At 72.7% G+C, this 9,641-nt stretch carries 8 protein-coding genes; 4 read left to right on the top strand and 4 right to left on the bottom strand.

Going from position 1 to position 9,641, the window contains the following annotated elements; all coding sequences use genetic code 11:
- Positions 1-762, top strand: a 762-nt coding sequence (locus HMPREF3099_RS08900; protein ID WP_168168498.1) for a glycosyltransferase 87 family protein, incomplete at its 5' end; no start/stop codon positions are given.
- On the opposite strand, the gene HMPREF3099_RS08895 is transcribed toward HMPREF3099_RS08900, so the two are convergent.
- Positions 705-2,360: a DNA repair helicase XPB gene (locus HMPREF3099_RS08895; RefSeq protein WP_070705634.1), complete on the bottom strand. Its 1,656-nt coding sequence runs from the start codon at positions 2,358-2,360 to the stop codon at positions 705-707. The genes HMPREF3099_RS08900 and HMPREF3099_RS08895 overlap by 58 nt on opposite strands.
- A 376-nt stretch (positions 2,361-2,736) precedes the next feature.
- Between HMPREF3099_RS08895 and HMPREF3099_RS08890 the strand changes: the two genes are divergently transcribed.
- On the top strand, positions 2,737-3,633 hold the full coding sequence (locus tag HMPREF3099_RS08890; protein ID WP_070705639.1) for a hydroxymethylglutaryl-CoA lyase: 897 nt from the start codon (positions 2,737-2,739) through the stop codon (positions 3,631-3,633).
- Between the two features lie 122 nt (positions 3,634-3,755).
- On the opposite strand, the gene HMPREF3099_RS08885 is transcribed toward HMPREF3099_RS08890, so the two are convergent.
- Positions 3,756-5,252 carry an APC family permease gene (locus HMPREF3099_RS08885; RefSeq protein WP_070705633.1) on the bottom strand — a complete coding sequence of 499 codons (1,497 nt, stop codon included), beginning with the start codon at positions 5,250-5,252 and terminating at the stop codon, positions 3,756-3,758.
- A 262-nt stretch (positions 5,253-5,514) separates the two neighbouring features.
- Between HMPREF3099_RS08885 and HMPREF3099_RS13660 the strand changes: the two genes are divergently transcribed.
- Together HMPREF3099_RS13660 and HMPREF3099_RS08875 are read left to right on the top strand one after the other, a co-directional pair.
- Positions 5,515-6,915 carry a D-alanyl-D-alanine carboxypeptidase family protein gene (locus tag HMPREF3099_RS13660; RefSeq protein WP_070705632.1) on the top strand — a complete coding sequence of 467 codons (1,401 nt, stop codon included), beginning with the start codon at positions 5,515-5,517 and terminating at the stop codon, positions 6,913-6,915.
- Positions 6,916-7,033: 118 nt separating this feature from the next.
- A complete protein-coding gene (locus HMPREF3099_RS08875; RefSeq protein WP_070705631.1) occupies positions 7,034-9,019 on the top strand; it encodes a M13 family metallopeptidase in 1,986 nt (661 codons plus the stop codon).
- Positions 9,020-9,181: 162 nt separating this feature from the next.
- Here the strand turns inward: HMPREF3099_RS08875 and rpmF are convergent, their stop codons facing one another.
- The gene (gene rpmF, locus HMPREF3099_RS08870) at positions 9,182-9,346 is read right to left on the bottom strand and encodes a 50S ribosomal protein L32 (RefSeq protein ID WP_070705630.1); all 165 of its coding nucleotides are present in this window, start codon (positions 9,344-9,346) and stop codon (positions 9,182-9,184) included.
- 33 nt (positions 9,347-9,379) lie between these two features.
- Positions 9,380-9,641 (bottom strand): hypothetical protein (locus HMPREF3099_RS13005; protein ID WP_168168497.1); only part of this gene is annotated, 262 nt, incomplete at its 5' end.

Genomic DNA, 9,641 nt, shown 5'->3' with positions numbered 1-9,641 from the left:
CCCCGCCAGTGGCGGGCCGCCGGCGTGGCCTTCGCGACCTTCCTGGCCACCATCGGCCTGTCCTTCGCGGTGGTCCCCGGCACGGCCAGGGCGTTCTGGTTCGACACCCTCCCCGCATCGGCCGGCGGGTCGCCCAACCACATGACCGACGCCATCAACCACTCCATGCCCAAGGAGTACCTGGGCAACCAGTCCGCCATGGGCTTCTTCAGCCGCCTCTACGGTCCCGGCACGGATGCCGCCAGCCTGGCCTGGCTGCTCGTGGGCGGTGTGGTGTCCGTGGCCATCGTGGCCGTGGGCGCCTGGCTGGTGCTGCGCGGCGAGCGGGTGCTCGGTTTCTTCACCGCCGCGCTGGCCGTGGTGGTGGCCTCCCCGGTGGCGTGGACGCACCACTGGGTGTGGGCGGTGCCGCTGGCCGTCGCGCTGTGGGAGTCCGCGCCCCGCGTGGCCCCGATGATGCGCCTGGCGCCCGGGCACCTGCGCGCGCTCGCCGGGCTGGTGGCCCTGGTGCTGGTGGCCGACGCCCACTGGTGGGCGCCGGGCCGCGAGATGAAGGAGCTCCACTGGAACCCGCTGCAGATGGTCGTGGGCAACGACTACCTGCTGGCCTTCCTCGTGCTGCTGCTCGTGCTGGGGGCCGGCGTGGTGCGCGGTGGGGCGCTGGCGCCCTGGCGCGAGGGTGCTGCCAGCCGCGACTCCCGCGCTCAGGCCTCCGGCGAGGCGAGCTCGGCGGGCACCTCCTCGGCATCGAGGATGCGGTAGGCGTACCCCTGCTCGGCGAGGAAGCGCTGGCGGTGCGCGGCGAACTCGGCGTCCACCGTGTCGCGCGTGACCACCGTGTAGAAGTGCGCGGTGCGCCCGTCGCTCTTGGGGCGCAGCACGCGACCCAGCCGCTGGGCCTCCTCCTGGCGTGACCCGAAGGTGCCGGAGACCTGCACGGCCACCGACGCCTCGGGCAGGTCGATGGAGAAGTTGGCCACCTTGCTCACCACCAGACGGGTGATCTCCCCGGCGCGGAAGGCCTCGAACAGCCGGCCACGCTCCTTCTGCGGGGTCTCGCCGGTGATGATGTCGCAGTCCAGCCGGTTGGCGATCTCCTCGAGCTGCTCCAGGTACTGGCCGATGACGAGCAGCTGGTCCCCGGCGTGGTGCTCCACGATGCGCTCGAGCACCGGCAGCTTGGCCGCGGCGCAGGCGGCCAGGCGGTAGCGGGTGTCCGGCTCGGCGGTGGCGTAGGCCATGCGGTCGGACTCGGGCAGGGTGACGCGCACCTCCACGCAGTCCGCCGGGGCGATCCAGCCCTGGGCCTCGATGTCCTTCCACGGCGCGTTGTACCGCTGCGGGCCGATGAGGCTGAACACCTCGTCCTCGCGGCCGTCCTCGCGGACCAGGGTGGCCGTGAGACCCAGCCGGCGGCGGGCCTGCAGGTCGGCCGTCATCCGGAAGATCGGGGCCGGCAGCAGGTGCACCTCGTCGTAGACCACCAGGCCCCAGTCGCGGGCGTCGAGCAGGTCCAGGTGCGTGTACACGCCCTTCCGGCGGGTGGTGAGCACCTGGTAGGTGGCGATGGTGACCGGCCGCACCTCCTTGACCGCGCCGGAGTACTCGCCGATCTCGTCCTCGGTGAGGGTGGTGCGGCGCAGCAGCTCGGCCTTCCACTGCCGGGCCGACTGGGTGTTGGTCACGAGGATCAGCGTGGTGGTCTGCTGGCGGGCCATCGCCCCGGCGCCCACCAGGGTCTTGCCGGCGCCGCAGGGCAGCACCACCACGCCGGAGCCGCCGTCGGCGAACCCGTCCACGGCGTGCTGCTGGTAGGGGCGCAGCTCCCAGTCGCCCTCCAGCGCGATGGGGTGGGCCTCGCCGTCGACGTAGCCGGCCTGGTCGTCGGCGGGCCAGCCGGCCTTGATGAGCTCGCTCTTGAGCGCGCCGCGCTCGGAGGGGTGCACGGCGATCGTGTCGTCGTCCACGCGGGCACCCAGCATCGGGGCGATCTTCTTCTGGCGGGAGACCTCGGTGAGCACCGCGCGGTCGGTGGAGTGCAGCACCAACCCGGCGGTGGGGTGCTGCTCCAGGGTGAGGCGGCCGTAGCGGTCCATCGTCTCGGCGATGTCCACCAGCAGCGGCTGCGGCACCGGGAAGCGGCTGTGGCTCACCAGGGCGTGCACGACCGTCTCGGCGTCCAGTCCCGCGGCGCGCGCGTTCCACAGGGCCAGCGGGGTGATGCGGTAGGTGTGCACGTGCTCCGGCGCGCGCTCCAGCTCGGCGAACGGCGCGATGGCGCGGCGGGCGGCCTCGTAGCCGTCGTGGTCTACCTCGAGGAGCACGGACTTGTCGCTCTGGACGATGAGGGGACCGGTCATGGGGGCGACAACGCGGCGGCCGGTCGCGCTGTTCCGTGGCAGCGGGTCTGCGTGGGGTGTGGGGCGTCGGGGGTGGGCCCCGGCGCGCGGCCCGGCGCACGGGAAGGCTCACCCGGCACGGGAAAGGTACTGACGGCACGGGACGTTTCGCGTGCGGGCACCACCCTTCCCGTGCCGTGTGGGGTTGCGCGCGCGGAGCCGTGGAGCCGCGGCCCGGCCCGGGGCACGCCCTCTCCCGCCCGGCCCGCCCGGTGGCACACCGCACGCGGTGCGAGGATGGGGTGACCCACGTCACCGTCCCCGAGGAGCCCCCGTGCGCACCGCCCAGATCGAGACCGCCCGCGACCTCACCCCGGACCTGGGAGCCGTCGGCGGCATGCCTGAGTCGGTCACCATCTACGAGGTCGGCCCGCGCGACGGGCTGCAGAACGAGAAGGGCGTGATCCCCACCGAGACCAAGGCCGAGTTCGTGCGCCGCCTGGTGGACGCCGGTCTGGACACCGTGGAGACGACGAGCTTCGTCCCGCAGAAGTGGGTGCCTCAGCTGGGTGACGCCGAGGAGCTCATCGGACAGCTCGGTGACCTGGCGAAGGGGCCGAAGCGGCCGGTCCTCGTGCCCAACATGAAGGGCTTGGAGCGCGCGCAGGCCCTGGGGCTCTCCAGCATCGCGGTGTTCGGCTCGGCCACCGAGGCCTTCGCGCAGAAGAACCTCAACCGGGGGCGCGAGGAGCAGTTCGAGATGTTCGCCCCGGTGGTGGAGCAGGCGCGCGCCGAGGGCATGTGGGTGCGCGCGTACGTCTCCATGTGCTTCGGCGACCCGTGGGAGGGTTCGGTGCCGGTGGAGCAGGTGGTGGACACCTGCCAGCGCCTCATGGACCTGGGCTGCGACCAGCTGAGCCTGGGCGACACCATCGGCGTGGGTACGTACGCGCACGTGCACCACCTGCTGGACGGTCTGGAGGCCGTGGGCCTGGGCACCGACCGCATCGGCGTGCACTTCCACGACACCTACGGTCAGGCCCTCTCGAACACGATGGCGGCCCTCTCCCGCGGGGTGCGCGTGGTGGACGCCTCCGCCGGTGGCCTGGGCGGCTGCCCGTACGCCAAGTCGGCCACCGGCAACCTCGCCACCGAGGACCTCGTGTGGGCCCTGGAGGGCATGGGCATCGAGCACGGCGTGGACCTGGAGAAGCTCGTGGCCACCAGCACGTGGATGGCCGAGCAGCTGGGCAAGCCCTCGGCCAGCCGGGTGGTCAAGGCGCTCGCCGGCTGACCGGGCCCCACCCCGCAGACGCAGATCCCCGCCTGCGGTCCAGAGATCCGCCCTCAGGGGCGTACCTCCGGACCGCAGGCGGGGATCCGTGGTTCAGGCGTGCGTCGATGCGGGGGCGACCGTCAGGCGGTGACCTTCCGGTCGTCGTGCTCGCCCAGCACCAGCGCGCGCATCTCGGTCTCGGAGACCTGCGCCACGGCCGTGCGGCGGCTCACCCAGAAGGCCAGGCCCAGGGCCACCCACACCACCAGCGCGATGAGGGAGGGCATCTTGAGCGCGGCCGGCGAGCCCGGCACGAGCAGCAGGCCGAGGAAGACCACGCCCGCCACGGCGCCCAGCAGCGCCATCACCTTGTTGCGGGTGGAGCGGCTGCCCTCCGGCTCGCCGGGCACCGCCGGGCTGCCGGACCAACGGAGCATCTTGTACGCCGCCGCGCAGGTGTACGTGTAGGCGATGGTGACGCCGATGGAGCTCATGTCCACGATCCACGTGAGGGCCTGGCGGCCGAACCACGGGGAGAGCAGGCAGATGCCCATGACGAAGTACACGGCGAACGCCGGGGTGTGGTGGGCGTTGAGCCCGGCGAAGCGCTCCGGGATGATCCGCGAGCGGCCCATGGCGAACAGCAGACGGCTCGAGGCCACGTAGAAGCCGTTGAGGCCGGTGGCCACCCCCATGGCCACGGAGACGCCGAGCACGAGCAGGCCCACGGTGCCGAACAGGGCGCTGATGCCGTCGGCCGTGCCCCAGATGGGCTCCTCCGCCACGAGTTGCTCCCACGGCTGAGTGGCCGCGGTGGCCACCACCATCGCGATGTAGATGGCCGCCGCGGCCACGATGGCGAAGACGATGAGGCCGAAGGCCTTGGCCGGCGGGAAGTCGAACTCCTCGGCGGCCTGGGGCACGTTGTCGAAGCCGACGAAGGCCCACGGCGCGATGGCGACGATCGCCAGGATCGCCGGCAGCGGCCCCACACCCGAGGGGACGCCGGGGGAGACGTTGGACCAGGTGCCGTCCGGGTGCAGCAGCACGCCGGCGAGAATGAGGGCCACGCCCACGAGCATCGCCATCACCATGAGGAACTGCGCGCGTCCCGACAGGGCGGTGCCGCGGGTGTTGAGCCAGGCGAAGGCCGCAAGCGCCAGCGAGGCGACGACCACCTCGCCGAGGTAGACCTGCCACCCGGCCACCTCCCACAGCGGCACCCACTCCACCAGCCACGGCACGAGGCGGCGGAAGAGCAGGGCCACGGCCGAGGCGTTGAGCGCCACGATGGCTGCGTAGCCGAGGGTGAGGAACCAGCCGCACACGAAGGCGTGGTTGCGCCCGAAGGCCTGGAAGGCGTAGGCGAACTCACCGCCGGACACCGGGAAGGTGCGGATGAGGATGCCGTAGCTCACGGCGATGAGGCACATGAGCGCCGCACCGACGGCCAGGCCGATGGCGGCGCCCAGCGGGCCGGAGGTGGCCAGCCAGTCGGTGGGGAGCACGAAGGCGCCCCACCCGATGGCCGAACCGAGTGCGATGGCCCACACCCAGTGGGGTTTGAGGGTCGATTCCAGGCTGTCGCGGTCGGCCAGCACCTCGGCGTGCGTGGCCCCGCTGTCGCGGTTGTCCATGAGTTCTCCGATGAGATGTGAGGGGACTCGTCACGCGGAATTCCACAGGTGTGACGACGGTCCATCATGCCGTGGGGAGGGCGCCGGGGTGCGATGCCGAGCCCCGCGCGCCGCCCGGAGGCCCGGCGGTGGGTGGTGCCGGTCACCGGCAGTGGGATGGACGCACTTGACAGGTCATGTTAGTTACCGTCACTGTGCCCGTGGCACGCGTCCCCGTGCCTCCAGGTTCCCCATGCTCCCTCACCTCCCTCAAGGACATCGCATGCTCACGACCACCCGTTCCCCGCGTGCCGCGGGCGCCGTCTCCGCCACTGCACTCGGCCTCGGCGCCGCAGCCGTGGCCGCGTCGGCCTCCACCGCGCACGCCGCCCCCACCACCTCCTACCTCGCCGCCGGCGACGCCGTCTCCGTCCACGTCGCCCCGGAGCCCGGTTCCGCCACGGTCGACACCCTCCTCTCGGGCCAGGCCGTGCAGGGCACCCCGCTCGACAACGGCTGGGTGCAGGTCGAGGGCGGGTACGTCCGCGCCGCCTCGCTCGTGGTCGACGAGGGCGCCGCCGCCACGGACCCGACCCAGCCCCCCGCCGCGGGTTCCGCCGCCCCCGCCGAGGGCGAGCAGGCCTTCGAGGTGACCACCTGGCTCAACGTGCGCGAGCAGCCCACCGTGGCCTCCGGCATCCGCAAGGTCTACGCCCCCGGCCAGCAGGTCACCGGCACCCCGCTGGGCAACGGCTGGGTGCAGACCGCCGACGGCTTCGTGCACGGCGCCTACCTGCGGGCCACGCAGCCGGCGGACCCCGCCACCCAGCAGACCTACCGCCTCGACCGCTCGGCCAACCTCCGCTCGGGCCCCGGCCTGCGCTTCGGGGTCGTGGGCAAGGTCCCGGCCGGCACCGTGACCGCCGGCGAGCGCGTGGGTGCCTGGATCAAGACCGACCGCGGCTACTTCTGGGGCCCCTTCGCCACCCTGGTCACCGACACCCCGGTGGACCCGCCGGTCGACCCGCCCGTGGACCCCCCGGTGGACCCGGTGGACCCGGGCGAGCAGGTCGTCAAGTACATCGACCCCGCGGGCGGTGCCCAGTTCACCCGGGTGTACACCGCGCCCGGCAGCGGGTACGCGGGCAGCGTGCCGGAGGGCGGCATCCTCCGCGGCTCCTACACCCCTGACGGCCAGTGGTTCCAGGCCGGCCCCACGAGCTTCGTCCCGGCCTCCGAGCTCACCGACGTCCACTACTCCTACACCGGCACCAACGGTCGCCTGGACCCGAGCACGCTGTGCGCCAACCCCCTCCCGGGCAAGGAGCACATGCTCATCCAGTGCGGCGCCGTGCAGCCTCTGGCCGAGCTCAACAAGGAGTACAAGAACACCTTCGGCCACGACATCGGCATCGGTGAGTGCTACCGCACCTACGAGACCCAGGTGCTGTACAAGATCCGCCGCGGCTTCTGGGCGGCCATCCCCGGCACCTCGCAGCACGGCTGGGCCGCGGCCTGCGACATCGCCGAGGGCGAGGCGCAGATCGGCTTCGGCACCCCCAAGTACAAGTGGCTCGACGCCAACGCGCCGCGCTTCGGCTGGGTGAACCCCTCCTGGGCCCGCGAGGGCGCGTACAAGCCGGAGTACTGGCACTGGGAGTTCGCCGCCCTCACCAAGTACTGAGCAGCCCCTGCTCGATGACGGAGCCCCGCACCGCTGACCTGGTCACCGCGGTGCGGGGCTCCGCCGTCTCCGGGGCCCGAGGGTCCGCCGCGGACGTGACCGGTGGCACAGTGTGCCCATGACTGCCAACCTCGGACTCTCCCTGGACCACCGCGACCCGTCGGTGCGCCCCCAGGACGACCTCTTCCTGCACGCCAACGGCACCTGGCGTGCCACCACGCAGATCCCCGACGACCGCTCCAGCTACGGCACCTTCCACATGCTGCGGGAGAAGTCCGAGGCGGACGTGCGGGCCCTCATCGAGGCCGCCGCGGAGCGGGCCGGGCAGGACGCGCAGGACGCCGACGCGGCCACCGTGGGGGCGCTCTACGCCTCGTTCATGGACACCGACGCCGTGGAGGCCGCCGGGGTGGCCGCGCTGGGGCCGGACCTGGCCGTGGTGCGCGAGGTGACCGACGCCCGCAGCCTGGCCGTGGCCTTGGGCCGCCTGCAGGCCGTGGGCGTGGCCGGCCTGGTGGTGCCCTTCGTGGACAACGACAACGAGTTCCCCGACCGCTACTCGGTCTACCTGGAGCAGCACGGCATCGGCCTGCCGGACGAGGCGTACTACCGCGAGGAGCAGCACGCGCAGGTGCTGGCCGCCTACCGCGAGCACGTGGGGCGCCAGTCGCTGGCCAGCGGGCTCGTGGCCGACGAGGAGGACGCCGCCGGGTTCGCGCAGCGCGTGGTGGACCTGGAGCGGCGCATCGCCGCCCTGCACTGGGACGCCGTGGCCACGCGCGACGCCGTGAAGTCGTTCACGCCGTGGACCCGCGAGGAGCTGCTCGCCGCCACGGACGGCCTGCACCTGGACGCGTGGGCCGAGGCGCTGGGCCTGCCCGAGGCGGGGCTGGAGCGCGTCATCGCCCGCCAGCACACCTTCCTGTCCGGGCTGCCGGCGCTCGTGGAGGGTCCCGAGGCGGCCGACGCCGCGACCTGGCGCGACTGGCTGGCGTGGCGCGTGGTGAGCTCGCGCGCGCCCTACGGGCCGGCCGCGGTGGTGGAGGAGAACTTCGACTTCTTCGGCCGCACCCTCACCGGTGCCCCGCAGATGCGCGACCGCTGGAAGCGCGGCGTGGCCTTCGTGGAGGGTGCCGCCGGCGAGCTCGTGGGCAAGCTGTACGTGGCCGAGCACTTCCCGCCGGAGCACAAGCAGGCCATGGAGCAGCTCGTGGCCCACCTCGTGGAGGCCTACCGCCGCCGCTTCGCCGAGGTGGAGTGGATGGGCGACGCCACCCGGGAGCGCGCGCTGGAGAAGCTCGAGGCCTTCCGCCCCAAGATCGGCTACCCGGAGAGGTGGAAGGACTACTCGGACCTGCACGCCGACGCCGGTGACCTCATGGGCAACGTGCGTCGGGCCGCGCAGTCCGAGACCCGGCGCGAGCTGCGCAAGATCGGTCAGCCGGTGGACCGCGACGAGTGGTTCATGCCGCCGCAGACCGTGAACGCCTACTACAACCCCGGCCTCAACGAGATCGTCTTCCCCGCGGCCATCCTGCAGCCGCCTTTTTTCGACGCCACCGCCGACGACGCGGCCAACTACGGCGGCATCGGTGGCGTCATCGGGCACGAGATCGGCCACGGGTTCGACGACCAGGGCTCCCGCTACGCGGCCTCCGGGGCGTTGGAGGACTGGTGGACCGAGGAGGACCGGGCGCGTTTCGACGCGCGGGCCCAGCAGCTCATCGCCCAGTTCGACGCCCTCGAGCCGGTGGACGCCCCGGGCACGCACGTGAACGGTGGCCTGACGGTGGGCGAGAACATCGGCGACCTGGGCGGTCTGGCCATCGGGCTGGCGGCCTACCGCATCTCCCTGGGTGGAGAGCCCGCCCCGGAGCTGGAGGGCCTCACCGGTGACCAGCGCTTCTTCCTGGCCTGGGGCCAGATCTGGAACGGCACCGTCCGCGAGGCCGAGGCCCGGCGGCTGCTCGCCATCGACCCGCACGCGCCGCTGGACGCCCGCGCCAACGTGGCCCGCAACCTGGACGCCTTCCACGAGGCGTTCGGCACGCAGCCGGGCGACGGCATGTGGCTCGACCCGGCCGACCGGGTGCGCATCTTCTGAGGCACCCCGGCACGCGAGAACCCCCGTCACCCGAGGGTGGCGGGGGTTCTCCTTGTCCTGAGAAGGCAGTCGTGGTGACGACCGTCATCACACGACAAGGAGGCTCTCGACCCGGAGGGCCGGGAGCCTCGCACGGTGGGCGGGCAGACCCGCCTCACCTGCTCAGAACTTAATCAGACCGCGCTTGACGGCGTTGACCAGACGGCGGGGGATGGTGACCTCCTGGCCGTCGATGGTGCGCGTCTGCAGGGTCGGCGTCTCGGCCTTCCACTGCGAGCGGCGGTGGCGGGTGTTGCTTCGGGACATCTTGCGCTTCGGAACTGCCATGAGGGGCAGTCTACGCGAGTCCGACCCTCCTGCTTACCACGGCTGCGCCGGCGAGGCCGGCGCCACCCCACTGATGCGGTGGATGCTCCACGCCCGCGGCAGGCGCTCGGCGTCCTTCACGCCGAACAACCGGCCGCCGTCCACGCTCGTGGGGGTCACCAGGGTGCTGCGCACCGCGCCCAGGTCGTCGGTGTGCCAGATCCACACCGGGGCGCCGTCGGCGGCGGCATCGCGCAGCGCGGCCTGCACCACCACCGGGTCGCTCGTGGTGCGTGGCGGCGGGGTGGGCCCGGCC

The sequence above is a fragment of the Kytococcus sp. HMSC28H12 genome, assembly GCF_001816045.1.
GTDB classification, from domain to species: Bacteria; Actinomycetota; Actinomycetes; order Actinomycetales; family Dermatophilaceae; genus Kytococcus; species Kytococcus schroeteri.
Note: the sequence above shows the minus strand (reverse complement) of the source record. Positions and strands in the feature narration are given on the sequence as shown.